This is a genomic window from Paenirhodobacter sp. (assembly GCF_047600745.1).
Lineage (GTDB): Bacteria > Pseudomonadota > Alphaproteobacteria > Rhodobacterales > Rhodobacteraceae > Rhodobacter.
The window spans coordinates 964974-989984 of record NZ_JASGKI010000004.1; the positions used below are offsets into that span (position 1 = coordinate 964974).

26 protein-coding genes and 1 tRNA gene are annotated in these 25011 nt (G+C 66.2%); 12 read left to right on the top strand and 15 right to left on the bottom strand.

The annotated features are described in order from the left end of the window. Positions 1-30 precede the first annotated feature (30 nt). Entirely contained in the window at positions 31-504 is a 474-nt protein-coding gene (locus QM789_RS13445; protein ID WP_420352379.1) for an outer membrane protein assembly factor BamE, read from the bottom strand. A gap of 101 nt (positions 505-605) precedes the next feature. On the opposite strand from QM789_RS13445, the gene QM789_RS13450 reads away from it, so the two are divergent. From QM789_RS13450 to QM789_RS13485, 8 genes are all read left to right on the top strand, one after another. Beyond that, on the top strand, positions 606-1163 hold the full coding sequence (locus QM789_RS13450) for a YceD family protein (protein ID WP_420352380.1): 558 nt from the start codon (positions 606-608) through the stop codon (positions 1161-1163). A 185-nt stretch (positions 1164-1348) separates the two neighbouring features. After that, positions 1349-1555, top strand: coding sequence for a 50S ribosomal protein L32 (gene rpmF, locus QM789_RS13455; protein ID WP_420342681.1), 207 nt, complete (start codon positions 1349-1351; stop codon positions 1553-1555). Between the two features lie 75 nt (positions 1556-1630). Beyond that, positions 1631-2743: a phosphate acyltransferase PlsX gene (gene plsX / locus QM789_RS13460; protein ID WP_420352381.1), complete on the top strand. Its 1113-nt coding sequence runs from the start codon at positions 1631-1633 to the stop codon at positions 2741-2743. Continuing rightward, entirely contained in the window at positions 2740-3714 is a 975-nt protein-coding gene (locus QM789_RS13465) for a beta-ketoacyl-ACP synthase III (protein WP_420352382.1), read from the top strand. The genes plsX and QM789_RS13465 overlap by 4 nt, the downstream gene beginning before the upstream one ends. A gap of 109 nt (positions 3715-3823) precedes the next feature. Next, entirely contained in the window at positions 3824-4126 is a 303-nt protein-coding gene (gene ihfA, locus QM789_RS13470) for an integration host factor subunit alpha (RefSeq protein ID WP_420352383.1), read from the top strand. Between the two features lie 12 nt (positions 4127-4138). Further along, a complete protein-coding gene (locus QM789_RS13475; RefSeq protein ID WP_420352384.1) occupies positions 4139-4711 on the top strand; it encodes a MerR family transcriptional regulator in 573 nt (190 codons plus the stop codon). A 63-nt stretch (positions 4712-4774) separates the two neighbouring features. Then, a tRNA-Pro gene (locus QM789_RS13480) sits at positions 4775-4852 on the top strand. Between the two features lie 52 nt (positions 4853-4904). Continuing rightward, positions 4905-5981: a 2'-deoxycytidine 5'-triphosphate deaminase gene (locus tag QM789_RS13485; RefSeq protein ID WP_420352385.1), complete on the top strand. Its 1077-nt coding sequence runs from the start codon at positions 4905-4907 to the stop codon at positions 5979-5981. On the opposite strand, the gene QM789_RS13490 is transcribed toward QM789_RS13485, so the two are convergent. Genes QM789_RS13490 through argS form a run of 6 tightly spaced genes read right to left on the bottom strand, consistent with a single transcriptional unit; the run spans position 5978 to position 11331 of the window. Further along, a complete protein-coding gene (locus QM789_RS13490; RefSeq protein WP_420352386.1) occupies positions 5978-6139 on the bottom strand; it encodes a hypothetical protein in 162 nt (53 codons plus the stop codon). The genes QM789_RS13485 and QM789_RS13490 overlap by 4 nt on opposite strands. Beyond that, complete coding sequence (scpB, locus tag QM789_RS13495; protein WP_420352387.1) at positions 6136-6753, bottom strand: SMC-Scp complex subunit ScpB; 618 nt, start codon at positions 6751-6753, stop codon at positions 6136-6138. Before scpB ends, QM789_RS13490 begins: the two co-directional genes overlap by 4 nt. Further along, positions 6750-7547 carry a segregation and condensation protein A gene (locus tag QM789_RS13500; protein WP_420352388.1) on the bottom strand — a complete coding sequence of 266 codons (798 nt, stop codon included), beginning with the start codon at positions 7545-7547 and terminating at the stop codon, positions 6750-6752. Before QM789_RS13500 ends, scpB begins: the two co-directional genes overlap by 4 nt. A 1-nt stretch (position 7548) precedes the next feature. After that, positions 7549-8511: a glycoside hydrolase family 3 N-terminal domain-containing protein gene (locus QM789_RS13505; RefSeq protein WP_420352389.1), complete on the bottom strand. Its 963-nt coding sequence runs from the start codon at positions 8509-8511 to the stop codon at positions 7549-7551. After that, positions 8511-9542: an SPOR domain-containing protein gene (locus QM789_RS13510; RefSeq protein ID WP_420352390.1), complete on the bottom strand. Its 1032-nt coding sequence runs from the start codon at positions 9540-9542 to the stop codon at positions 8511-8513. The genes QM789_RS13505 and QM789_RS13510 overlap by 1 nt, the downstream gene beginning before the upstream one ends. 46 nt (positions 9543-9588) lie before the next feature. Continuing rightward, on the bottom strand, positions 9589-11331 hold the full coding sequence (argS, locus tag QM789_RS13515; protein ID WP_420352391.1) for an arginine--tRNA ligase: 1743 nt from the start codon (positions 11329-11331) through the stop codon (positions 9589-9591). Between the two features lie 206 nt (positions 11332-11537). Here argS and QM789_RS13520 point away from each other — a divergent pair, with 206 nt between their 5' ends. Further along, positions 11538-13019, top strand: a complete 1482-nt coding sequence (locus QM789_RS13520; protein WP_420352392.1) for a DEAD/DEAH box helicase — start codon at positions 11538-11540, stop codon at positions 13017-13019. Positions 13020-13111: 92 nt separating this feature from the next. Here the strand turns inward: QM789_RS13520 and QM789_RS13525 are convergent, their stop codons facing one another. Continuing rightward, positions 13112-14242, bottom strand: a complete 1131-nt coding sequence (locus tag QM789_RS13525; protein ID WP_420352393.1) for an S-(hydroxymethyl)glutathione dehydrogenase/class III alcohol dehydrogenase — start codon at positions 14240-14242, stop codon at positions 13112-13114. A 77-nt stretch (positions 14243-14319) separates the two neighbouring features. Here QM789_RS13525 and QM789_RS13530 point away from each other — a divergent pair, with 77 nt between their 5' ends. After that, positions 14320-14658 carry a hypothetical protein gene (locus tag QM789_RS13530; protein WP_420352394.1) on the top strand — a complete coding sequence of 113 codons (339 nt, stop codon included), beginning with the start codon at positions 14320-14322 and terminating at the stop codon, positions 14656-14658. A gap of 58 nt (positions 14659-14716) precedes the next feature. On the opposite strand, the gene QM789_RS13535 is transcribed toward QM789_RS13530, so the two are convergent. From QM789_RS13535 to QM789_RS13560, 6 genes are all read right to left on the bottom strand, one after another. Further along, positions 14717-15118, bottom strand: coding sequence for a F0F1 ATP synthase subunit epsilon (locus tag QM789_RS13535; protein ID WP_420352395.1), 402 nt, complete (start codon positions 15116-15118; stop codon positions 14717-14719). Between the two features lie 10 nt (positions 15119-15128). After that, positions 15129-16547 carry a F0F1 ATP synthase subunit beta gene (atpD, locus tag QM789_RS13540; RefSeq protein WP_420352396.1) on the bottom strand — a complete coding sequence of 473 codons (1419 nt, stop codon included), beginning with the start codon at positions 16545-16547 and terminating at the stop codon, positions 15129-15131. A 19-nt stretch (positions 16548-16566) separates the two neighbouring features. Further along, complete coding sequence (locus tag QM789_RS13545; RefSeq protein ID WP_420352397.1) at positions 16567-17442, bottom strand: F0F1 ATP synthase subunit gamma; 876 nt, start codon at positions 17440-17442, stop codon at positions 16567-16569. A gap of 18 nt (positions 17443-17460) precedes the next feature. Next, complete coding sequence (atpA, locus tag QM789_RS13550; protein ID WP_420352398.1) at positions 17461-18990, bottom strand: F0F1 ATP synthase subunit alpha; 1530 nt, start codon at positions 18988-18990, stop codon at positions 17461-17463. Next, positions 18990-19550, bottom strand: a complete 561-nt coding sequence (locus QM789_RS13555) for a F0F1 ATP synthase subunit delta (protein WP_420352399.1) — start codon at positions 19548-19550, stop codon at positions 18990-18992. Before QM789_RS13555 ends, atpA begins: the two co-directional genes overlap by 1 nt. A 245-nt stretch (positions 19551-19795) precedes the next feature. After that, positions 19796-20575 carry a methyltransferase domain-containing protein gene (locus QM789_RS13560; protein WP_420352400.1) on the bottom strand — a complete coding sequence of 260 codons (780 nt, stop codon included), beginning with the start codon at positions 20573-20575 and terminating at the stop codon, positions 19796-19798. A 61-nt stretch (positions 20576-20636) separates the two neighbouring features. Here QM789_RS13560 and gloB point away from each other — a divergent pair, with 61 nt between their 5' ends. Next, the gene (gloB, locus tag QM789_RS13565) at positions 20637-21404 is read left to right on the top strand and encodes a hydroxyacylglutathione hydrolase (protein ID WP_420352401.1); all 768 of its coding nucleotides are present in this window, start codon (positions 20637-20639) and stop codon (positions 21402-21404) included. Between the two features lie 288 nt (positions 21405-21692). Then, complete coding sequence (gene clpA, locus QM789_RS13570; protein WP_420352402.1) at positions 21693-24014, top strand: ATP-dependent Clp protease ATP-binding subunit ClpA; 2322 nt, start codon at positions 21693-21695, stop codon at positions 24012-24014. Between the two features lie 439 nt (positions 24015-24453). Here the strand turns inward: clpA and QM789_RS13575 are convergent, their stop codons facing one another. Continuing rightward, positions 24454-24924 (bottom strand): Lrp/AsnC family transcriptional regulator, encoded by a 471-nt coding sequence (locus QM789_RS13575; RefSeq protein ID WP_420352403.1) that lies wholly within the window; start codon positions 24922-24924, stop codon positions 24454-24456. Positions 24925-25011 lie beyond the last annotated feature (87 nt).

The window sequence follows — 25011 nt, forward strand, 5'->3', positions numbered from 1 at the left end:
GCCACGGAAACGTGTCGCGACAACGAAATCCTACCGGTTGTCGAGCAGTTGGCCCGCATTGACCCGCCCGAGGCTGCCCAGAAGCTGCGTCACGAGGCCGATGCCCTTGATGTTGGTGCCGGTCACGCGCCGCGACAGCACGACGACCTCGCCGCGCTCCAGCCCGAAGCGCTCGACATTCTCGACCACGCCCTGCGGGGTGAAGGAAATCGCCACCACCTGCCGCTCGATCTCCTTCGGCGCCAGCGGGCCGTAGTAGCGCCAGCGCGAGCCGACGTAATACCAGTCCCCGCCTTCGAGAACCCCCATCGAGGTCGGCTTGCCCACCGCCTCGGCAACCTGGTCGCGGGTGCTCTTGCCCACGGCGACCTTGGCGAGATCCTCTTCCGTCGGCACATAGCCGTGGTCGCGGTAAATCGTGGTGCAGCCAGCCACAAGCAGGGCCACGCCAAGCGCAAGCGCCATGGCGGCGCGCCGCTTTCGCGTCACGGTTCCGGTGCTCACCTGCATCCCCCTCTTGCCTCGTGGCCTGCGGCCTTTTATCCCGATTACAACAACCGGGCCAGAGCCTCAAGCACCCTTGAAACCGGCCAGAAAGGACCACCATGACCGAACCGGACACCCCCCTGCCCTGGCGCCATCCGGTGAAGATCGCGGAACTGGCCGCGCGCAAACCCACGCGCTTCGACCTGATCCCCGATGCCGAAACCCGGGCGTGCATCGCCGAATGGGCCGGGATCACCGCGCTGGCCACGCTGCGCCTGAAGGGCGAACTGACGCCGAAGGGGCGGCACGACTGGCTGTTGACGGCCGCGCTGACCGCCCGTGTCGAACAGCCCTGCGTCATCACGCTGACCCCGGTCGTCACCGATCTGAGCGAGACGGTGGAGCGGCGCTATCTTGCCGACATGCCCGAACCCGAGGGCGACGAGATCGAGATGCCCGAGGATGACAGCGCCGAGCCCCTGCCCGCGACGATCGACCTTGCGGCGGTGGCGTTGGAGGCGCTGGAACTCGCGCTGCCGCTCTATCCCCGGGCGGAGGGCGCGGAATTCAGCGACACCACCGTCACCGAACCGGGCGCCGCGCCGATCACCGACGAGGACGTGAAGCCCTTCGCCAATCTGCGCAGCCTGATGGAGGCGCGGAAACCGGACGCGTGACGCCTTTTGCGGCGCGCGGGAAATGCCCGCCGCAAAGGGCAAGAAAGGGCTTGCAACGCCGGGAAATCGCAGTATGTTCCCGGCCTCATTCGAGTTAGGGTTCGCACCCGGTCCGTTTCCCGGCGCCAAGTGACGATACTCCAGGATAATCAGGGCCTTGGCCCGCATAGCACCGAGGTTGAGACATGGCTGTCCCGCAGAACCGAGTCACGCGTTCCCGCCGCAACATGCGCCGCGCGCATGACGCTCTTGTTGCCGGCAATCCGGCGGAATGCCCGAATTGTGGCGAGCTGAAGCGCCCGCACCACGTTTGCGGCGCCTGTGGTCACTACGATGACCGCGAAGTGGTGGCGAAGGCCGCCGAGGTCGATCTGGACGACGACGCGGCGTAAGCCGGTCGCCCGAGCCCGCTGAAGATGCACCCCGAGCAGGAGCAGACGCCGGTCCCGGGCCAGCACGATAGCGCCATGACGCAGCGCCGCGATTCCGCGGCCGGGGCGCCGGATTCGTCCGGCGCCGTTGTCATCTCTGTCGATGCGATGGGCGGAGACCGTGGGCCCTCGGCCGTCGTCGAGGGAATCGCCAAGGCGCATCGCGCCGATCCGGAATTGCGATTCGTCGTGCATGGCCGCGAGACCGAGGTCGCGCCGCTGATCGCGCGGCACGGGTTGGGAAATGTCTGCACCCTGCGCCACGCCGGGGGTGTGGTGACGATGCGTGACAAGCCCTCGCAGGTGATGCGCCGGGGGTCGGATACGTCGATGTGGTCGACGATCGAATCGGTGCGTAGCCATGAGGCCGCCGTGGCGGTGTCCTGCGGCAATACCGGCGCGCTGATGGCGGTGTCGATGCTGCGGCTGCGCAAGCTGCCCGGCGTGGATCGCCCGGCGATCGCCTCGTTCTGGCCCTCCTTCAACCCGACCCGCTGGAATGTGATGCTGGACATGGGCGCCGATGTCCGCGCCGACGCGCGGGATCTGCTGACCTACGGGCTGATGGGGGCGTCCTATGCGCGCAATGCGCTCGGGCTCACGCGGCCGCGCGTCGGGCTGTTGAATGTCGGGACCGAGGAACACAAGGGCAATGCCGAACTGCGCGCCGCGCATGAGCTGCTGACCCAGGGGCAGGAGCGTGGCGGCTATGAATTCATCGGCTTCGTCGAGGGCAACGACCTACCCTCCGACCGGGTGGATGTGATCGTCACCGACGGTTTCACCGGCAATGTCGCGCTGAAGACCGGCGAGGGCACGGCGCGGATGGCGGCACGGCTGCTGAAGGAGGCGCTGAGTTCCTCGCTGATGGCGAAGCTGGGCGCGCTGCTCGCGATGAAGGCGCTGAAGGCGCTGAGCGCACGGATGGACCCGCGCCGGGCCAATGGCGGGGTGTTTCTGGGCCTGAACGGCACGGTGGTGAAGTCGCATGGCTCCGCCGATGCGACGGGCGTGGCCGCCGCGCTCAACCTGGCCGCGCGGCTGGCGCGGTCGGGCTTTGCCGAAAGGCTCGCGGCACGGGTTGCCTCTGCCCAGCCGCCGGGGCAGGATGCCCGTTCGGGAGAGGCCAGCAACGAGTCCGCCAAATGACAATCAGAGCCGTGGTCCGGGGTGTCGGCCACTACCTGCCGGAGCGTGTCGTCGAGAACGCCGAGTTCGAGAAGACGCTCGACACGACCGACGAATGGATCCGCACCCGCACCGGTATCGAGCGGCGCCATTTCGCGGCCGAGGGTGAAACCACCTCCCAGCTGGCGATCAAGGCCGCGCAGGCCGCACTGGCCGATGCCGGGCTGACGCCCGATGACATCGACGCGATCGTGGTGGCGACCTCGACGCCGGATTTCACCTTCCCCTCCGTCGCGACGATGGTGCAGGCCGGGCTCGGCATGACCTCGGGCTTTGCCTATGACGTGCAGGCGGTCTGCGCGGGCTTCGTCTTCGCGCTCACCAATGCCAACGGGATGATCCTCTCGGGGCAGGCGAACCGGGTGCTGGTGATAGGCGCCGAGACGTTTTCGCGCATCATGGACTGGACCGACCGCGGCACCTGCGTGCTGTTCGGCGACGGGGCCGGGGCGCTGGTGGTGGAGGGCGTCGACGCGGCCGGAACGCCGCAGGACCGCGGGATCCTTGCGGTCGACCTGCATTCCGACGGGCGTTTCCGCGACCTGCTCTATGTCGATGGCGGGGTGTCCAGCAATGGTGTCGCCGGGCATCTGCGGATGCAGGGCAACGCGGTCTTCAAACATGCCGTACAGAAGCTGGCCGAAACCGCCCATGCCGCGCTGGAGAAGGCCGGGCTGGGGCCGGAGGATGTCACCTGGATCGTGCCGCATCAGGCGAATCTGCGCATCATCACCGGCACGGCGGGCCGGATGGGCGTGCCGATGGAGCGGGTGATCGTCACCGTTCAGGACCATGGCAACACCTCCGCCGCGTCGATCCCGCTCGCCCTGTCGGTCGGCAAGGCGCGCGGACAGTTGAAACAGGGCGATCTGGTGGTGACCGAGGCGATCGGCGGCGGTCTGGCCTGGGGGTCGGTCGTGCTGCGCTGGTAGGCGAATCGACCCTTCGCGGCCGCGCCGCAAGCCATTGATATTGACTCGGGAATTCATTCCCCGCATCGTATGTAAAATGCACCCGCCCGAAATGCTCCCGGAGGAGATGATGTCCGACAAGACCCTGACGCGCATGGATCTGAGCGAAGCCGTGTTCCGCGAGGTGGGGTTGTCGCGCAACGAATCCGCGCAACTCGTGGAAAGCGTGCTGCAACACATGTCCGATGCGCTGGTGCGCGGCGAGACGGTGAAGATTTCCTCCTTCGGCACCTTCTCGGTGCGGGCCAAATCTTCGCGTATGGGCCGCAATCCGAAGACCGGCGAAGAAGTGCCGATCAGCCCGCGCCGGGTGCTGTCGTTCCGTCCCTCGCATCTGATGAAGGACCGTGTGGCCGCCGGAAACGGCAACTGAGCCGGTGCGGCAATGAGCAAATCGGCAGAGGCATTCCGCACCATCTCGGAGGTTTCCGAGATCCTGGAGACGCCTACCCATGTGCTGCGGTTCTGGGAGGGCAAGTTTCCGCAGGTGAAGCCGATCAAGCGCGCGGGCGGGCGGCGGTACTACCGCCCCGCCGATGTGGCCCTGCTGGGCGGGATCAAGCGGCTGCTGCATGAGGACGGGCTGACGATTCGCGGTGTGCAGAAGGTTCTGCGCGAACGCGGAATCGGCCATGTCATGGCACTGTCCGAGGTGGTGGTGACGGCGGAGGCACCCGATTCTCCCCCCGATGCGGAGGAGGCGCCGATCGCGCTTGATGTCGTTGCCGCCGAAGGCGATCCGTTCGGGCGCGTGGTGCAACTCATCCATTCCGGAATCGCGCCGGTTCCGACGCGGGACGAACCGGCGCCCTGCCCTCGGCGTGATGCGGCGACCACCGCCCGCGCTCTGCGGGACATCGCTCCGGGGCAATTGCCGCCGGTCGAACGGCTGCGGCTGCTGTCGCTTTACGACCGCGCGTGCGCCCTGCGCGGACGGATGACCGCAACCGGGGCCTGAGCGTGCGAAAGTTGCGTTTTGCCGCTTGCGCCCGCCACCCGGATGCCTCTATATGCCCCTCGTCGGGCCGTGGCGCAGCCTGGTTAGCGCGTCCGTCTGGGGGGCGGAAGGTCGAGAGTTCGAATCTCTCCGGCCCGACCATTACCGAAACGCCCACCCTTCGGGGTGGGCGTTCGCAGTTGAGGAGATCCCGATGCCCGGAGTCCTGCCCGACAGCGCGATCCGCGCGATGATCTCCCAAGGCGGGATCACAGCCGACCTTCCGATCACCGAAGCGCAGATTCAGCCCGCCAGCCTCGATCTGCGGCTGGGGCGGGTGGCCTACCGGATCCGGGCCTCCTTCCTTGCCGGAAAGGCCACGCCCGTCGCGGCGAAGCTCGCCGATCTGGAGATGCACCGGATGGATCTGGGCGCGGGGGCGGTGCTGGAAAAGGGCTGCGTCTACCTCGTGCCGCTGGTCGAGGGGCTGGCCCTGCCGCCGGGCATTACCGCCGTCGCCAACGCCAAGAGTTCGACCGGGCGGCTCGACCTGCTGACACGGGTCATCACCGATGGCGGCACCGAGTTCGACCGAATCCCCGAGGGTTACACCGGCCCGCTTTATGCGGAAATCTGCCCGCGCAGCTTTTCCGTGCTGGTGCGGCCGGGGATGCGGCTGAACCAGATCCGTTTCCGCCATGGCCCCGCCACGCTGAGCGACGCCGAACTGACCATGCTGCACCGCGCCGAACCGCTGGTCACCGGCGAGGCGGTGATCGACGGCGGTCTCGGTTTCTCCGTCGATCTGCGGCCCGCACAGGGCACTCTCGTCGGCTACCGCGCGAAGCCGCATACCGGGGTGATCGACCTCGACCGGATCGCGCATTACCCCGCCCCGGATTTCTGGGAGGAACTGCACAGCCGCGATGGCCGGATCATCCTCGACCCCGGCGCCTTCTATATCCTCGTCTCGCGCGAGGCGGTGACGATCCCGCCCGATTACGCCGCCGAAATGGCCCCCTTTCTGGCGATGGTGGGGGAGTTTCGCGTGCATTACGCCGGGTTCTTCGACCCGGGCTTCGGCCATGGCGCGGCGGGGGGCACCGGCTCGCGCGGCGTGCTGGAGGTGCGCTGCCACGAGGCGCCCTTCGTGCTGGAACATGGGCAGGTCGTCGGGCGGCTGGTCTACGAGCGGATGCAGGCGCGGCCCGAACGGCTTTACGGCGCGGGAATCGCGTCGAATTACCAGGGCCAGGGGCTGAAGCTCGCGAAGAACTTCCGCGCCGATTAACGCCAGAGCCGCATGCCCCGGCGCAGCCGTTGCAGGGCCTGCCGCAAACGCCGTTTGCCGGCCTTCTGCCCCGGCGTCATGGTGCCGTCCGTCCGGGTCGCGGCCTTGATGCCGGTCTCCATGAACGCGCGCAGCAGCATCCGGATCAGCGCGTTCATTCCTCGAACATCTCGCTCTGGCCGACCGCCTCCTCGTCCTCCGGCTCCGCGCCCGGCATCGGCCGGTTATCCAGAAGCCCCGCCTGCCGCAACTCCTTCAGCCCCGGCAGGTCGCGCGCGGTTTCCAGCCCGAAATGGTCAAGGAAATTCTCCGTCACCACAAAGGTCACCGGCCGCCCCGGCGACATCCGCCGCCGCCCGAACCGGATCCAGTCGAGTTCCAGAAGCTGGTCCACCGTCCCGCGCGACACCGCCACACCTCGGATCTCCTCGATCTCCGCGCGGGTGACCGGCTGGTGATAGGCGACGATCGCCAGCGTCTCGATCGCGGCGCGGGAGAGCTTCTTCTGCTCCACCACCTCATGGCTCATCAGGAAGCCGAGGTCAGGCGCCGTGCGGAACGCCCAGGCATCCCCCACCCGCACCAGATTGACCCCCCGCCCCACATAGTGGCGGCGCAGAAAGGCCAGCGCCTCGGCCACATCGCAACCATGCGGCATCCGCGCCTCCAGCTCGCGCAGGGTCAGCGGCGCGGGGGATGCGAACAGCATCGCCTCCACCATCCGCTCCTGTTCGGCGAGCGGCGGCGCGGGAAACAGCGAATTTTCGGTCATTCTCCCCTCGGGATCTGGCGGGCGCGGATCGAAATCGGCGCGAAGGTCTCGCGCTGGCGGATCTCCACGACGCCCTGCTTGGCGAGTTCGAGCGAGGCGGCGAAGGTCGCCGCCGTGGCCGAGCGCCGCCGCTTCGGATCCTCGCCCCAGCCATCCGGCAGATATTGCGCAAGGTCCGTCCAGTCGCCCGCGAAGCCGACGACGCCGCGCATCCGCTCCAGCGCCTGTTCCATCGTGAACAGATCCCTGCGGTCGAAGGCATAGGGGCGGAATTCGTCGCGCGTGCGGATCCGGGCATAGGCCTGCATCAGGTCCAGCAGGCTGGCGGTGAAGCTGATGCGGCGGATCCGCTCGATCCCCTGCTCCTCGCCCCGGGCAAAAAAGTCGCGCCCCAGCTGGTCGCGCGCCATCAGTTGCGCCGCCGCCTCCCGCATCGCCTGAAGCCGTTCCAGCTGGAACGCCAGATGCGCGGCGAGGTCTTCGGCGCTCGGCCCTTCGGCAGTGGGATCGGGCGGCAGCAGCAGCCGCGATTTCAGGAACGCGAGCCATGCCGCCATCACCAGATAATCGGCGGCCAGTTCGATCCGCAGCGCCTTCGCCTGATCGACGAAGCGCAGATATTGCTCGGCCAGTTGCAGAACGGAAATCTTGCGCAGATCCACCTTCTGCGTGCGCGACAGCATCAGCAGCAGGTCGAGCGGCCCTTCGAACCCGTCCACATCGACGATCAGCGCCTCGGCGGCGAGGCGCTCGCTGACGCTCGTCGCCTCGAACAGATGGATTTCCTCGGCCATCTCAGCCTGCCAAAGCCTCAAGTTCCGCCGCAAGGGCCGCGATGTCAACCGGCTCCGGCACCAGCCGCCGGGCCAGCGCGGCCTCCGCCCGCTCCACCGCGCGCAAGGCCCCCGCCGCCGCGACGACCTCCTCCATCTCCGCCCGGTCGCCGTTGCAATGCAGCACCACGTCACAGCCCGCCGCGACCGAAGCCGCTGCCCGCGCCGCCATCGTGCCCGACAGCGCCTGCATCGCGATATCATCGGTCATCAGCAACCCGTCGAAGCCGATATGCTCCCGGATCAGCCGGATCAGCCGCGGCGATTGCGTCGCGGGGGCATCGTCCAGCGCGGTAAAGCGGATATGCGCCGTCATCCCCATCGGCAGGTCGTTCAGCGCGCAGAATGGGGCGAAATCGGCCTCCAGCTCCTCCTCGGGTGCGCTCACCACCGGCAGGTGCAGGTGGCTGTCCGCCGTGGCGCGGCCATGCCCCGGCATATGCTTCATCACCGGCAGCACGCCCCCCGCCAGCAGCCCCTCGGCCAGCGCGCGAGCCTTCAGCGCCACCGTCTCCGGATCCGTCCCAAGACAGCGGTTGCGCAGGAAGGGATGCGTCTGGGGCCCCGCCACGTCGCAGGTCGGCGCGCAATTCGCGTCGATCCCCACCGCGCGCAATTCCGCCGCCATGATCCGCGCGCGCAGCCGGAACGCCTCCGGCCCTCCCGGCTGTTCCAGCGGGGGCAGCCATTCGCGCCAATGCGGCGCGCGCAGCCGCTGCACCCGCCCGCCCTCCTGGTCAATCAGGATCGCACAATCGCGCCCCACCGCCTCGCGCAGGTCATTCGTCAGGCGATAAATCTGCTCCGGCGTCTCGACATTGCGGCCGAACAGGATGAACCCCCAAGGGTCCGCCTCCCGGAAAAACGCGCGCTCGTCACGGTCGAGCCGCAGGCCCGCACAGCCAAGGATCGTGGCCGAAGTCATCAGCGTGCAACCGTCGGAATGCAGTTGATCCCGCCCTCGACCAGCGCCGCGCAGAACTTCCGCGAATCGTCCACGTTACGGAACCCCTCGGCCCGCAACCGGTAGAAGGTACGCCCGCCGGAGACCGCTTCCTGGATGATGCGGCGCTTGTCCGACATCTGTGCGCCGAATTTCGCGGCGACCCGGTTCCACTCCGCCCGCGCCAGATCGGGCGTGTCGAAGGCACCGATCTGCACCACGCGGGCGCCTTCGGGCAGGGTCGCGGGATCGACTTCCTCGACCTGGGCGGCCGCCACCGGCGTCTCGACCGGCTTGACCTTGGCAATCGGCGCGCGAGCCGGGCGCATCACCGGACGCGGGGACTGTTTCACCCCCGGCGCATCATCCGGCACCGCATCCGAAAGCGTGGTGACGGTCGAACCGGCGCCCTTCGGGATCTCCGGCACGACGCGGGGCACCGGGCGGGTGCGGTTGGCCTCTGCGGCCGCCGCGCGGATCTGGGCGGCGGCAGCGCCTTCGGATTCCTCGGGGCCGTCCACGGGCAGCGCCTCCGCCTCTACGGCCAGCGCCGTACCCTGCGGCACCACCGGCACCGGCGCGGAGGCAGGCTCCGCCTCGGCCAGCGCCTCGGGTTCGTTGCGGTTCACGCGGACCAGCGACTTGACACCGGACATCGGCGCGTCGTCCTGCGACAGGCCCTCCGGCGCGGGCGCCAGAACCACCCGCTCCGGGCCCGGCGCGGCCAGCCCCTTGCCCGCGACCTCATTGACCGCCAGCCCGACATGGCGCGCCAGATCGCCGCCAGGATCCTCGGGCGCGATCCGCGCGGGGCCCTCGATCGCCCGGATCACCGGCACGCCCGACACATCCCGCACCGCAAGCTTGTAGCCCCAGATGACAACTCCCAGGATCAGCGCGATCGACGTCGCCGCACCGGCATATTGCACCCAACGGGAGACCGGCTCCGCGAAGCCATGCGGAGTTTCGGGCTCATACCCATAGCCGTCGTCGCGGCCCTGTGTGCTGACCATGCTCGCCTCGCCGCCGATCTCTGCCTCGATCCCGGCGGGGCGCGCTTCAGCGCATCTCTTCGGCCGGGGTCACGCCAAGAATACCAAGGCCCGCCGAAATAACAACCGCACAGGCCTTCGCAAGGGCGATTTTCGCCGAAGTGACGTCGGAATCCTCCTGCACGAAGCGCAGCGCGGGTTCGTCATTCCCCCGGTTCCACAGCGCATGCAGGTCCGACGCGATATCGTAGAGAAAAAACGCGACCCGATGCGGCTCATTCGCGCGGGCGGCGATTTCCACCAGACGCGGCCATTCGGCGATCTTCTTCGCCAGCGTCAGCTCCGCTTCGTGGGTATTGCCCGACAGATCCGCCCTGGCCAGCGCCTCGGGGGACACATCCACCCCCTGCTCCGCCGCCTTGCGCAGCACCGACGCCACCCGGGCATGGGCATATTGCACATAGAAAACCGGGTTGTCCTTCGATTGTTCAAGCACCTTGTCAAAGTCGAAATCCAGGGGGGCGTCGTTCTTGCGGGTCAGCATGTGGAACCGGGTCACGTCCGCGCCCGCCTGCTCCACCACGTCGCGCAGGGTGACGAACGTCCCTGCCCGCTTCGACATCTTGAAGGGCTCGCCATTCTTGAACAGCTTCACCAGCTGGATCAGCTTGATGTCCAGCGGCACACGGTTTTCCGACAGCGCCGCGACGGCGGCCTTCATCCGCTTGACGTAGCCGCCATGATCGGCGCCGAAGACGTCGATCAACTGGTCGAAGCCGCGCTCGATCTTGTCGAAGTGATAGGCGATATCGGGGGCGAAATAGGTCCAGGCGCCATCCGACTTCTGCACCGGGCGATCGACATCATCGCCAAAGGCAGTCGAACGGAACAGCGTCTGTTCGCGCTCCTCCCAATCCTCGGGCAGCTTGCCCTTCGGCGGTTCCAGCACACCCTCATAGATCAGGCCAAGCGACTTCAGCCGCGCCAGCGCCGCCTCGATCTTGCCCGTGCCATAAAGCGCCTTTTCCGAGGAATAGACGTCCATCTTCACGTTCAGCAGCGCCAGATCCGCACGGATCATCGCCATCATCTCGGCCGTCGCGAATTCGCGTACCTCGTCCAGCCAGTCGGCTTCGGGCCGGTTCAGCAGACTGTCGCCGTATTTCGCCTTCAGCGCCTCGCCCACCGGGATCAGGTAGTCGCCCGGATAGAGCCCCTCGCGGATCTCGGGTTCGAGCCCGTTCGCCTCGCGGTAACGCTCATAGGCCGAGCGCGCGAGAACATTCACCTGCGCGCCGCCGTCGTTGATGTAATATTCCCGCGTGACGTCATAGCCCGCGAAATCCAGCAACGCCGCCAGCGCATCGCCAAACACCGCGCCCCGGGTATGGCCGACGTGCATCGGCCCGGTCGGATTCGCGGAAACGAACTCCACATTGACCTTCACGCCCTGCCCCAGCGTCGAACGGCCGTAGTCGTTCCCCTCGGCCAGCGCGGCGCGGGTGACATCGCCCCAGACGCCGGGCGCCAAACGCAGGTTCAGAAACCCCGGACCGGCCACCTCGGCCGCAGCGATCCGCGGATCCGCCGACAGTTTCGCCGCCAGCGTCTCGGCGATCTCGCGCGGCTTCAGCCCCGCCGGTTTCGCCAGCACCATCGCCGCATTGGTCGCCATATCGCCATGCAGCGCATCGCGCGGCGGCTCCACCGTCACATTGGAAGTGTCCAGCCCGGCAGGCAGCGCGCCCCCGGCCATCATCTCGTCCAGCGCGGCAATTACCACCGCGCGCATATCGGCAAACAGGTTCATCTCGGCATCCTCTGTTGCCCCTCCCCTGCCAGAGGTGGCCCGCGCCGTCAACGCCTGCGGCCCCGAACCCGCCGGTTTGTTGACGTGACAAGGGTTTTGCAGTAGGGAACACGCAGCCGCACCCCGGCGGCACTCTGCCCGGGACGCCCGGAAAATTGCGTCCCAAACCCTTGCGCGGAACCGTCCGCGCCTTGTTATGGACGCCAATGACCAAGTTTACCGATCTCAACCTCGACCCCAATGTCATGCAGGCCATCGCCGAAGCGGGCTATGAAGCGCCGACGCCGATTCAGGCCGACGCCATCCCGCCCGCGCTCGAAGGCCGCGATGTTCTGGGCATTGCGCAGACGGGCACCGGCAAGACCGCCTCCTTCACCCTGCCGATGATCACGCGCCTCGCGCATGGCCGGGCACGGGCACGGATGCCGCGTTCGCTGGTGCTGGCCCCTACGCGCGAACTCGCCGCGCAGGTGGCGGAGAACTTCGACGTTTACGCGAAATATACCAAACTGACCAAGGCGCTGCTGATCGGTGGCGTGTCCTTTGGCGAGCAGGACAAGCTGATCGACCGCGGCGTCGATGTGCTGATCGCGACGCCGGGCCGGCTGCTGGACCATTTCGAGCGTGGCAAACTGCTGCTCACCGGGGTGCAGATCATGGTGGTGGACGAGGCCGACCGGATGCTCGACATGGGTTTCATCCCGGATATCGAGCGGATCTTCCAGTTGACGCCGTTCAACCGGCAGACGCTGTTCTTCTCCGCCACGATGGCGCCGGAGATCGAGCGGATCACCAACACCTTCCTGCACGCCCCCGCGCGGGTCGAAGTGGCGCGGCAGGCGACGACTTCGGAGACCATCACCCAGAAGCTGGTGCAGATCACCCCGCCGCGCCGCGATCAGGCCGCGAAGGTGAAGCGCGAACTGCTGCGCGCGCTGATCCGGGCCGAGGGCGAGAGCTGCACCAACGCGATCATCTTCTGCAACCGCAAGGTCGATGTGGACATCGTTGCCAAGTCGCTGAAAACGCACGGCTTCAATGCCGCGCCGATCCATGGCGACCTGGAACAGCGGCAGCGGATGCAGACGCTCGACGACTTCCGTGAAGGCAAGCTGCAACTGCTGATCGCCTCGGACGTCGCGGCGCGCGGGCTGGACATTCCCGCCGTGAGCCATGTGTTCAACTACGACATCCCGAGCCATGCCGAGGATTACGTCCACCGCATCGGCCGTACCGGCCGGGCCGGGCGTCTGGGCACGGCCTATTCGATCGCGACGCCCTCGGACGACAAATATCTGAGCCAGATCGAGAATCTGGTGAAGATGCAGATCCCCCGGGCGGACCTGCCCGAAGGCTTTGCCCCGTCCGAAGCCGCGCATCGCGAGCCGAAGAAATACGACGACCGCGAGGAGCGCCGTGGCGGGCGTGGCCGCGGACGCGAGCGCGAACGTCGCCGCCCCGAACCCGCCGCCGAAGCGGTGGCCCCCGTGGTCGAAACCCCTCCGCATCGCGAGGCTCCGCCCCATCGCGAAGAACGCCGCGAGCGCCATCGCGGGCGGGACCGGGATGACGGCCCGGTCGTGATCGGTATGGGCGACCATGTGCCGGACTTTCTGCTGCGGTCCTTCCGCACCACCAAGCCGGTGGAAGAAGTGCCCGAGGAAGTCGGCGAAACCTCCGAAGCGTAACCGGCCAGAGCGCGGGATCCCGCCACGGCGTGAACCTGCCGCCCCCGAAAGCAGTCAAAGCCCCCGGTGTCATCACACCGGGGGCTGTTTCGTCAGTAGACCACCACAGCGCGGATGGATTCTCCCCTGTGCATCAGGTCGAAGCCTTCGTTGATGCGTTCGAGCGGCAGGGTGTGGGTGATCATCGGGTCGATCTCGATCTTGCCGTTCATATACCAGTCGACGATGCCCGGCACATCGGTCCGGCCGCGCGCGCCGCCGAAGGCCGTGCCCTTCCACACGCGGCCCGTCACCAGTTGGAACGGCCGCGTTCGGATCTCGGCCCCGGCGGGCGCGACGCCGATGACGACCGAAACGCCCCAGCCGCGATGGGTGCATTCCAGCGCATCGCGCATCACCTTGACATTGCCGGTGCAGTCAAAGCTGTAATCCGCGCCGCCGATCTGATCGAAGGGCGTCTTCGTCATGTTGACGATGTGCTGAACGACGGAGCCGTCGATCTCCTTCGGGTTGACGAAATGGGTCATGCCGAAGCGCTCGCCCCATTCCTTCTTGTCGTTGTTCAGATCGACGCCGATGATCATGTCTGCCCCGGCCATCTTCAGGCCCTGGATCACGTTCAGCCCGATCCCGCCCAGGCCGAAGACCACCGCCTTGGCGCCGATTTCGACCTTCGCCGTGTTGATCACCGCGCCGATGCCGGTGGTGACGCCACAGCCGATGTAGCAGACCTTATCGAAGGGCGCGTCGTCGCGGATCTTCGCCAGCGCGATTTCCGGCACCACCGTGTGCTGCGCAAAGGTCGAGCAGCCCATGTAGTGGTAGATCGGCGTGCCGTCGAGCATCGAAAACCGCGTGGTCCCGTCCGGCATCAGCCCCTGCCCCTGAGTCGCCCGGATCGAGGTGCAGAGGTTCGTCTTCTGGCTCAGGCAGCTCGGGCACTGCCGGCATTCGGGGGTGTAGAGCGGAATCACATGGTCGCCGGGCTTCAGCGTGGTGACGCCCTCGCCCACTTCCAGCACGATCCCCGCCCCTTCATGGCCCAGGATCGCGGGGAAGATCCCCTCCGGATCGGCGCCCGAGAGCGTGAATTCGTCGGTATGACAGATACCCGTCGCCTTGATCTCAACCAGAACCTCCCCCGCCTTCGGGCCGTCGAGGTTCACTTCCATGATTTCAAGCGGTTTTCCGGGGGCGACAGCTACCGCAGCACGGGTTCTCATTGACAGAATCTCCCTGTATAGAGTCATGCCAGACCCTGAGCGAAAGCACAGGGTAACGCAATAATGGGTGCGACATGATGATCCGCTTTTCCGCCATTGCCGTCAGCCTCGGCCTGCTTGCCGGCTGCCAAAGCACGACCGAGGATCCGGCTCCGACCGATCCCGTTCCGGCCCCCCACCTGACCCCCGCCGTAAGTCAGGAGGGTGCGCTCGAACAGCGCGAGCCCGACACCTGCCACGCCGGGGATCAGGTCGCGGCGCTTGGCCAACCCGCCTCGGTGATCCCGACGCTGGGCATCTCCCGCCCGATCAACGTGGTCGAATGGCGCGGGATCGAGCCGCAGGAATACAACCCGCAGCGGATCGTGTTCCGGCTCGACCAGACCGGCAAGATCTTCAACATCGACTGCGGCTGACCGCAAACGAAAAGGCCCGCAGGTTTCCCCGCGGGCCTCTTTTCCGATACCGAACGCTTCAGGCGTTGATATGCGCGTCAAGCGCCTGCATGTCGGCAAGCATCTTCACCGCCGCATCAACTGCGTCCGGAGCGGCCTCTTCGAGCGCCTTCTTCGCATCGGCGACATATTGCGCCACCAACGCGGCGGTGAGTTCCTCTTTCGGAACGCCCCGCTCCGCCAGCAGATTGACCATATCGCCCATGATCTCGGCGAAGCCGCCGGTGACCCCGAACTCATCAATCGACCCATCCGCGGCAACGACCGTGACGATCCCCGGGCGCAGCGTGGTGATCATCGGCGCATGGCCGGGCATCGCGGTCAGGTCGCCCTGACTACCCGGAAGCCGCACCTCGCGGACCGGGACGGAAGACAACTTCCGCTCCGGCGTCACGAGGTAGAACTGCATCGTATCGGCCATCTAAGCCCCCTTACGCCGCAGCGGCGAGCTTGGCGGCCTTGGCGATCACGTCGTCGATGCCACCGACCATGTAGAAGGCCGCTTCCGGCAGATGGTCGTATTCGCCGTTGACCACCGCCTTGAACGACTTGATTGTGTCTTCGAGCGGAACCTGAACCCCGTCCGAGCCGGTGAAGACCTTCGCCACGTCAAAGGGCTGCGACAGGAAACGCTGGATCTTGCGCGCGCGGGCCACGGTCAGCTTGTCCTCTTCCGACAGTTCGTCCATCCCGAGGATGGCGATGATGTCCTGAAGCGACTTGTAGCGTTGCAGGATACCCTGAACGGCGCGGGCGGTGTCATAGTGTTCCTGCCCGACCACTTGCGGATCGAGAATCCGCGAGGAGGAGTCGAGCGGGTCCACCGCCGGATAGATCCCGAGTTCCGAGATCGCCCGCGACAGAACCGTCGTGGCGTCGAGGTGGGCGAAGGAGGTCGCCGGTGCCGGGTCGGTAAGGTCGTCGGCCGGAACGTAGATCGCCTGAACCGAGGTGATCGAGCCCGCCTTGGTCGAGGTGATGCGTTCTTGCAGCGCGCCCATGTCGGTCGCCAGCGTCGGCTGGTAACCCACGGCCGAAGGGATACGGCCGAGCAGCGCCGACACTTCCGAACCCGCCTGGGTGAACCGGAAGATGTTGTCGACGAAGAACAGAACGTCCGTGCCCGACTGGTCGCGGAACTGTTCGGCCAACGTCAGGCCGGTCAGCGCCACGCGCGAACGGGCCCCCGGAGGCTCGTTCATCTGGCCATAGACCAGCGCCACCTTCGATTCTTCGAGTTTCTCGGTGTTGATAACGCCCAATTCGATCATTTCGTGATAGAGGTCGTTCCCTTCACGGGTCCGCTCGCCCACACCGGCGAACACGGAGAAGCCCGAGTGCACCTTGGCGATGTTGTTGATCAGTTCCATGATCAGAACCGTCTTACCCACGCCGGCGCCGCCGAACAGGCCGATCTTGCCGCCTTTGGAATAGGGCGCCAGCAGGTCGATGACCTTGATGCCGGTGACGAGGATCGCGGTCTCGGTCGACTGCTGGTCGAACTCCGGGGCGGGCTGGTGGATGGCGCGGGTGGTGTCCTGCGCGACCGGGCCCTTTTCGTCCACCGGCTGGCCGATGACGTTCAGGATACGCCCGAGCGTTGCGTTGCCCACCGGAACGGTGATCGGCGCGCCGGTGTCATGGACTTCGGCGCCGCGCACGAGGCCTTCGGTCGCGTCCATCGCGATGGTGCGGACGGTGTTCTCGCCCATGTGCTGGGCGACTTCGAGCACCAGCGGCTTGCCGTTGTTGGTGGTTTCAAGGGCGTTGAGGATCGCCGGAAGTGCGCCATCGAACTGAACGTCGACGACGGCGCCGATGATCTGGATCACTTTGCCTTTGCTTGCCATTATCTGTCTCCGGATTCCGTCAGAGCGCCTCGGCGCCCGCAATGATTTCTACGAGTTCGGTGGTGATCGCGGCCTGACGCGAGCGGTTGTACTGGATCGTCAGCTTGTCGATCATGTCGCCCGCGTTGCGCGTTGCGTTGTCCATCGCCGACATCTGTGCCCCGTTGAAGGAGGCGTTGTTTTCCAGCAGCGCCGTGAAGATCGCCGTGGCGACACCGCGCGGAAGCAGATCCGCAAGGACCGCCTCCTCGCTCGGCTCATAGTCGAAATCGACCGAAACCCCGTGGCCCGCGGCATCCGCCTCGAACTGCGCCGGGATGACCTGGCGCGCCGTGGGGATCTGGCTGATCACGCTTTCAAAACGCGAGAAGAACAGGGTGGCGACGTCGAATTCCCCTTCGGAGAAGCGCGCAAGAACATCCTTCGCGATCACCTGGGCATTGTCGTAGCCGAGTTTCTTCACGTCGCTCATATCGACATGGCCGATGAAATACTGACCCAGGTCGCGGCGCAGCGCGTCGCGGCCCTTCTTGCCGACGGTGAGGATCTTCACCGTCTTGCCTGCGGCCAGCAGATCCTGCGCATGGTGCCGCGCCAGCTTCGCGATATTCGCGTTGAAGCCGCCGCAGAGCCCACGCTCGCCGGTCATCACCACCAGAAGATGGGTCCGGTCCGACCCCGTCCCGGCTAGAAGCCGGGGCGCGTCCGATCCGCCCACCGAAGCGGCGAGGCTCGACATCACCGCGGTCATCCGGTCCGCATAGGGGCGGGCGGCTTCGGCGGCTTCCTGGGCGCGACGGAGCTTGGCCGCCGCGACCATCTGCATGGCCTTCGTGATCTTCCGGGTGTTCTTGACACTCGTGATCCGGTTCTTGAGGTCCTTAAGGCTGGGCATGTCCCTGTCCTTTCAGGATCAAGCGAAGGTCTTGGCGAATTCTTCGATCGCGGCCTTCAGCTTGGCTTCGGCGTCACCCTTGATCTTCGGATCGTCCTTGGTGAGCCATTCGAGGATGTCCTTGCGGGAGTTGCGCAGATAGGCCAGCAGACCGGCTTCCCAGCGGCCCACGTCCTTCACCGCAACGCCATCGAGGAAGCCCGAGGTACCCGCATAGATCACCGCGACGATTTCCGCATTGGTGAGCGGCGAATATTGCGGCTGCTTCATCAGCTCCGTCAGGCGCGCACCACGGTTCAGCAGCTTCTGCGTCGCCGCGTCGAGGTCCGAGCCGAACTGAGCGAAGGCCGCCATTTCGCGGTATTGCGCCAGTTCCAGCTTCACCGGGCCGGCCACCGACTTCATCGAATTGGTCTGCGCCGAGGAGCCCACACGCGACACCGACAGGCCGGTGTTCACGGCCGGACGGATGCCCTGGTAGAACAGTTCGGTTTCGAGGAAAATCTGGCCGTCGGTGATCGAGATCACGTTGGTCGGGATATAGGCCGACACGTCGCCCGCCTGGGTTTCGATGATCGGCAGCGCGGTCAGCGAGCCCGAGCCGAATTCCTCGTTCAGCTTCGCCGAACGTTCCAGCAGACGCGAATGCAGATAGAACACGTCGCCCGGATAGGCTTCACGCCCCGGCGGACGACGCAGCAGCAGCGACATCTGGCGATAGGCGACGGCCTGCTTCGACAGGTCATCATAGATCATCAGCCCGTGCATGCCGTTGTCGCGGAAATATTCCGCCATCGCGGTCGCGGTATAGGGTGCGAGGTATTGCATCGGCGCCGGGTCCGAAGCGGTCGCGGCGATGACGGTAGTGTATTCCATCGCGCCGGTTTCTTCGAGCTTCTTCACCAGCTGGGCGACGGTCGAACGCTTCTGCCCGATTGCGACGTAGAAGCAGTGCAGCTTCGCCGCCGGATTGGCCGCGTTGTAGGCCTTCTGGTTCAGGATCGTGTCGAGCGCGATCGCGGTCTTGCCGGTCTGACGGTCGCCGATGATCAGTTCCCGCTGGCCACGGCCGATCGGGATCATCGCATCGACCGATTTCAGGCCGGTCGCCATCGGCTCATGCACCGATTTCCGCGGAATGATGCCGGGAGCCTTCACGTCGGCCACGCGGCGCTCGGTCGCCTCGATCGGGCCTTTGCCGTCGATCGGGTTGCCGAGGGCGTCGACGACGCGGCCCAGCAGGGCCGGGCCGACCGGCACGTCCACGATCGCGTTCGTGCGCTTGACGGTATCGCCTTCCTTGATGTCGCGGTCGGAGCCGAAGATAACGATCCCGACGTTATCGACTTCGAGGTTCAGCGCCATGCCGCGGATGCCGCCGGGGAACTCGACCATTTCGCCGGCCTGAACATTGTCCAGCCCGTAGACGCGGGCGATACCGTCACCGACGGACAGCACGCGACCGACTTCGGCCACCTGGGCATCCTGCCCGAAATTCTTGATCTGCTCCTTGAGGATCGCAGAGATCTCAGCTGCCTGGATGCCCATTATCCAACCTCTTTCATGGTGTTCTGCAGGGAGGCGAGTTTCGCGCGGACCGACGTGTCGATCATCCGCGACCCCAGCCTGACAATCATACCGCCGATCAGGGAGTCATCGACGGTCACGTTCAGCTTGACGGTCTTGCCCGTCTTTTCCTTCAGCGCGGCGGCGAGTTCCGCAGCTTGCGCCGTCGTCAGTTCGGTCGCCGCGGTAACGTCGGCGGTGACCTCGCCCTTCGCCTCGGCGATCAGGGCGGTCAGTTCCTTGAGCAGATGTGGCAGCGTGAACAGGCGCCGCTTCTCGGCGACCAGCGCGAGGCCGTTTGCCATCGGCGCCGACAGGTTCATCGCCCGGGCCAGCGCTTCGACGGCCTTGGCCTCGTCGTCGCGGGCATAGATCGGCGAAGCGATCAGGTCGCGCAGGTCGGAAGAGGCCGCCAGCGCCGCCGTCATCGCCCCGACATCCGCCTCAAGCGCGGCGAGACCGCCGGACTCCTGCGCAAGTTCAAAAATGGCCTGGGCATAACGCCCGGCGATGGCTGCGGAAATCGAAGCTGGTTCGGACACGTCCACCCTTCCGATGTTCTGCCCCGGCCTGCGGTCGCGATCAACCGGACCAGGGTCTTCGTTGCCGGTGCGCGGACAACCTGCCGAACACCCCATTCGGCGTTGCGTTTAGCAGAGCGCCCCCCCCCCTCGCAACCGTCTTGGACAACAGAATGTGATTGACGGAGCCGTATTTTGGCCTGCCCGTTCCGGGGGCGCGGAGTTGGCGCGCTAACATCGCCGGATGCCGGAAAACCGGAGCGGCATCAGCGCGGCGGTGATTCTTTCACCCGCGCGCTCAGGCCAGGCTGTCCGACGCCTTCGAGGACGGAAAGCGGGCGGCGCACGGTCGCGCCCAGGCCGGGCCTGCGCGGCGCGTGGACCTGTTTCGAGACTTCGAGCATCAGCACCCCCGCCGCGATCAGCCCCGTCAGCCGCCCGCCGAGCCGCTCCCACATCGTCGCCGAGCGCAGCCAGAACCGGCGGTGCGAGGGCGGGATATACAGCGCGGCGGCGTGACGCTCGGGCACGAAGCCGGCGCGCCTCGCCTGCCGGTCGAGCTGCGCGAGCGTATAGGGCCGGCCAAAGCCGAAGGGCGTCGTCTCGCGCGGCGCCCAGAGGCCCGAGCGGTTCGGCACGATCAGCATCGCCCGCCCCCCCGGCCCCAGCACGCGCCAGCATTCCTCCAGCAGCAGGTCGGGATTGTCCGAGACCTCAAGCCCGTGCAGCAGCACCAGCCGGTCGGCCATCCCGGTCTCCAGCGGCCAGCGCGCTTCGTCGCACAGCACCGAGACATTGGGCATCCCCGCGGGCCAGGGCATCACCCCCTGCTCCGCCGGCATCAGCCCGATCACCCGGCGCGCCGTCGCCAGATAGGGGCGCAGGAGCGGCACGGCAAAGCCATAGCCCACCACCGTCTGCCCCGTCATCTCCGCCGGGCCCGAGGGCCAGATCTGTTGCAGCCGGTCGCGCACCGCCTTCTGCGCGGCCCGTCCGAGCTGCGTGCGGTAATAGAAATTGCGCAGGTCCAGCACATCGAGATGCATTGCGCGACGAGCCTCCTTCGGCGATGCTCGGGCCAGCATAAAGCAAAGGCCGCCGAACGCCATGACCCTCGAACTGATCATCGTCCCTTGCCTGAAGGACAATTACGCCTGGCTGATCCATGAGGAAGCCACGGACACGACGGCGGTCGTCGATGTGCCCGAGGTCGCGCCCATCCTGGAAGCGCTGCGCACGCATGGCTGGCGGCTGAGCCATATCCTGATCACCCATCACCACGCCGACCACATCGGCGGCGTTGAGGCGCTGCACGAAATGACCGGAGCGCGGGTGATCGGCGCGGCGCAGGATGCCGCCCGGCTGCCGCCGCTCACCGCGCCGGTGGCGCCCGGGGACCGCTTCCCGCTGGGCATGCAGACGGTCGAGGTGATCGACGCGCCGGGGCATACGATCGGCCATATCGCCTATTACATGGCGGAGGCGGGGCTGCTGTTTTCGGGGGACAGCCTGATGAGCTGGGGCTGCGGGCGGCTGTTCGAGGGCACGCCCGCACAGATGTTCGGCACGCTGGCGCGGCTGTCGGCGCTGCCGCCCGAAACGCGGGTCTGCTCGGGGCACGAATATACCGAGGCGAACGGCCGGTTCGCGCTGTCGCTGGAACCCGGGAACCCGGCGTTGCTGGCGCGGATGGAGCGGATCCGGGCGCTGCGCGCGCAGGGGGAGCCGACCCTGCCGGTGACGCTCGCGGAGGAATTGCAGACCAATCCGTTCCTGCGCGCGGACGACGGGTTGCGCCGGGCGCTCGGCCTGCCGGAGGGGGCAAGCGCGCTGGAGATCTTTACCGAGGCGCGGGCGCGCAAGGACAGTTTCTAACCCCGTCAGATGGTCGTGGCGCGGGACGAATCTCTTGTCTCCGCCCTGCTCTCATGGCTTTCCTACCCATGGAACCCGGCCCTCCCTTGATGCAAGGCGGAAGCGTTCCTAACTCAGGTGCCTTGGCCCGGTGATTTTGCGCGCGCAGCATGATCACAAATTGGGCAGACAGATAAGTTTGAACGATTTTTGCGCAAATGGGACTTGAAGCGCGGGGCAATCCACCGAACTTTAACCTCATGAGGCCAGTGTCGGCGGGACACCCCGCGCCGCAGAAAGGAGCATCAGATGCCGTCGTTCTCGACCACGCTCGAACAAGCCATTCATGGGGCCCTGGCACTCGCCAATGCCCGCAAGCATGAACTGGCCACGCTCGAACACCTGCTGCTCGCCCTGATCGACGAGCCCGATGCCAGCCGCGTGATGCGCGCCTGCGGGGTGAACCTCGATGAGTTGCGCGGCACGCTGACCGAATTCATCGACGACGACCTGTCGACCCTGATCACCGAGGTCGAAGGGTCCGAGGCCGTGCCCACCGCCGCCTTCCAGCGGGTGATCCAGCGCGCGGCGATCCATGTGCAAAGCTCCGGCCGGACCGAGGTCACCGGGGCGAATGTTCTCGTCGCGATCTTTGCCGAACGCGAAAGCAACGCTGCCTTCTTCCTGCAAGAGCAGGACATGACTCGCTACGACGCGGTGAATTTCATCGCGCATGGCGTGGCGAAGGATCCGGCCTTCGGCGAGCCGCGCCCGGTCATCGGATCGGATGAAGAGCCGAAGCAGGAGCAACAGGCGACGCAGGCGGAAAACAAGGAATCCGCTCTGGGCAAATATTGCGTCAACCTGAACGTGAAATCGCAGAAGGGCGACATCGACCCGCTGATCGGCCGCGAGGAAGAGGTCGAGCGCGCGGTTCAGGTGCTGTGCCGCCGGCGCAAGAACAACCCGCTGCTGGTGGGCGATCCGGGTGTGGGCAAGACCGCCATCGCCGAGGGGCTGGCGCTGAAGATCATCCGCGGCGAAACGCCCGAGATCCTGGCCAAGGCCACGATCTTCTCGCTCGACATGGGCGCGCTGCTCGCGGGCACCCGCTACCGCGGCGATTTCGAGGAGCGGCTGAAGGCCGTGGTGAAGGAGCTGGAGGACCATCCGAACGCGATCCTGTTCATCGACGAAATCCATACCGTGATCGGCGCCGGGGCGACCTCGGGCGGGGCGATGGATGCGTCGAACCTGCTCAAACCCGCGCTGGCGGGCGGCAAGCTGCGCTGCATGGGCTCGACCACCTACAAGGAATACCGCCAGCATTTCGAGAAGGACCGCGCGCTGTCCCGCCGGTTCCAGAAGATCGACGTCAACGAGCCGTCGGTGGCGGATTCGATCAAGATCCTGATGGGGCTGAAACCCTATTTCGAGAAGCACCACGACCTGCGTTATACCAATGACGCGATCAAGGCGGCGGTGGAGCTTTCGGCGCGCTACATCAACGACCGCAAACTGCCCGACAAGGCGATCGACGTGATCGACGAGGCGGGCGCGGCGCAGCATCTGGTTTCGGCCTCGAAGCGGCGCAAGACGCTGGGCGAAAAGGAGATCGAGGCGGTCGTGGCCAAGATCGCCCGGATCCCGCCGAAGAACGTCTCGAAGGACGATGCCGAAGTGCTGCGCGACCTGGAAAAGACGCTCAAGCGGGTGGTCTTCGGGCAGGACAAGGCGATCGAAACCCTGTCCTCGGCGATCAAGCTGGCGCGGGCTGGCCTGCGCGAACCGGAAAAGCCGATCGGCAACTACCTTTTCGCGGGGCCGACCGGTGTCGGCAAGACCGAGGTCGCAAGCCAGCTGGCGAAAATCCTGGGCGTGGAACTGCTGCGTTTCGACATGTCGGAATATATGGAGAAGCATGCGGTCAGCCGTCTGATCGGCGCCCCTCCGGGCTATGTCGGTTTTGATCAGGGCGGGATGCTGACGGATGGGGTGGATCAACACCCGCATTGCGTGCTGCTGCTCGATGAAATCGAAAAGGCGCATCCGGATGTCTACAACATCCTGTTGCAGGTGATGGATCACGGCAAGCTGACGGATCACAACGGCCGTCAGGTGGATTTCCGCAACGTGATCCTGATCATGACGTCGAATGCGGGCGCTGCGGACATGCAGAAGGCGGCAATCGGCTTTGGCCGCGACAAGCGCGAGGGCGAGGATACGGCGGCGATCGAGCGGACCTTCACGCCCGAATTCCGCAACCGTCTGGATGCCGTGGTCAACTTCGCCCCGCTGCCGCGGGAGGTAATCCTTCAGGTTGTCGACAAATTCGTGCTGCAACTGGAGGCTCAACTGATCGACCGCAACGTGCATATCGAGTTGAGCCCGGAGGCCGCGAACTGGCTGGCTGAAAAGGGTTATGACGACCGCATGGGGGCGCGCCCGCTGGGCCGCGTGATCCAGGAGCACCTGAAGAAGCCGCTGGCGGAGGAACTGCTGTTCGGTCGGCTGACGAAGGGCGGTGTCGTGCGGGTCACGGTGAAGGACGGCGCGATTCAGCTCGACATTTCCGAGCATGGCAAACCGCGGCTGATGGGGTCGAAGCCCCGGCTTCTGCCAGCGGGCTGATCGGGCCGCGACCGGATGGCGCACTAGGCGCAAGGCGATGCGTCCCTGCAAGGGGCGCATCGTGCGTATTGCGCAGGAAACGTATCAAGCGCGCAGGAAACGTATCAAGCGCGCTGGACGCGTGTCTGATTATGCTGGATCCGCTCGCGGGGCTTTCAGGACAAACACGCCTCCAACCAGCAAGCCGAACGCTGGATCCGCGCGCAGGGGCTTTTCTGAAGGATGCCGCCTGCCTGCCGGAAACCTGCGCTGGATCCACGCGCGGGGCTTTTACTTGCCCCAACAGGTCAAACAACCGTGGATCCGGGCGCGAAACGTACCCCCAGGCACCGACGGTTGGTTGAACGGTAATGGCGTCGGGTAGGTGGCGGCGATCCGGCAAACGGGCCACTGTCGGCATGGGAAACGGTGCGGCACCATGACAATCGTAAGGCCCGTGTCAGGCAAAGCCCCGCGCCTCGCCGACCTCGACGACGGCCTCCATCGCGACATAGGTCGAGGTCGCGGTGACGAAGGGCAGCGCCGAGATTTTTTCGCCCATCACCCGCCGATATTCGGCGATGTCATGCGAGCGCACCTTCAGCAGATAGTCGAAGCCGCCCGCGATCATGTGGCATTCCTCGATCTCGGGCACGGCGCGGACGGCGGTATTGAAGCGGCGCAGCGCGCTTTCGCGGGTGTCGCTCAGCCGCACCTCGACGAAGGCCACATGAGTCAGGCCGAGCTTGATCGGGCTGAGGATGGCGCGGTAGCCGGTGATCAGGCCGATTTCCTCCAGCCGCTTGATCCGGGCAGCGACGGGCGTTTTCGACAGACCGACCTGCCGGGCGATCTCGGTCACCGGCTGGCGTGCGTCGGCGATCAGCGCGGCAAGGATCCGGCGATCTATCGCATCCAGATCGTTAGGCAATCAGCACTCCATCATGAAATTCTTTGGCCTGATAGACCATAGAAATAGCCATCTTCAGGCGAACCGTCCATCCTGGTAACGTTAAGA